This is a genomic window from Bradyrhizobium sp. NBAIM08 (assembly GCF_020193935.1).
GTDB classification, from domain to species: domain Bacteria; phylum Pseudomonadota; class Alphaproteobacteria; order Rhizobiales; family Xanthobacteraceae; genus Bradyrhizobium; species Bradyrhizobium yuanmingense.
This window is the reverse complement of sequence record NZ_JADYVR010000686.1, coordinates 1-421: the sequence shown is the minus strand read 5'-3', so window position 1 is coordinate 421 and position 421 is coordinate 1. Positions and strand designations below refer to the sequence as shown.

At 38.7% G+C, this 421-nt stretch carries 1 protein-coding gene; it reads right to left on the bottom strand.

Annotation, left to right across the window (positions count from 1 at the left end; genetic code table 11):
• A partial coding sequence (locus tag I6F37_RS41565) for a hypothetical protein (RefSeq protein WP_225154606.1) occupies nucleotides 1–337 on the bottom strand: 337 nt, incomplete at its 3' end.
• Nucleotides 338–421 lie beyond the last annotated feature (84 nt).

Here is a 421-nt window from a genome sequence, read left to right as displayed (position 1 = left end):
CTTTTGCGGTTGGATTAGGTATGCCGAGATATTGGTTGCTTAGTGTTCGAAACTTCCAATAACTATAACCGCCTTCGCCGGTGTATTGATAAACAACATCCCCGGCAACCACTAAGTCAATTCCGGGATAATCGCTGTTTCTTATTACTTCAACGCCACGAACATACTCCCAGTTGCCAAGGTCCCTGTTCCATTGGCGAGTACCCGTCGTTTTGGTGAATTTGATTGACTTGGTTCCAGTGTTGGTGATTTGCTTTTTTATTTCGGCTTCAGAAGGTTGTGCAATAGCCTTGAGAAAAAATCCAAGAAATAAACTGAAAATAAAAATCTTTTTCATGATGATAGTTTTTATAACTAAGAAGCCGTTTGATTTCAATAAGCCGATTATTACTATAGTTAGAAAAGATGCCATAAAAAGATG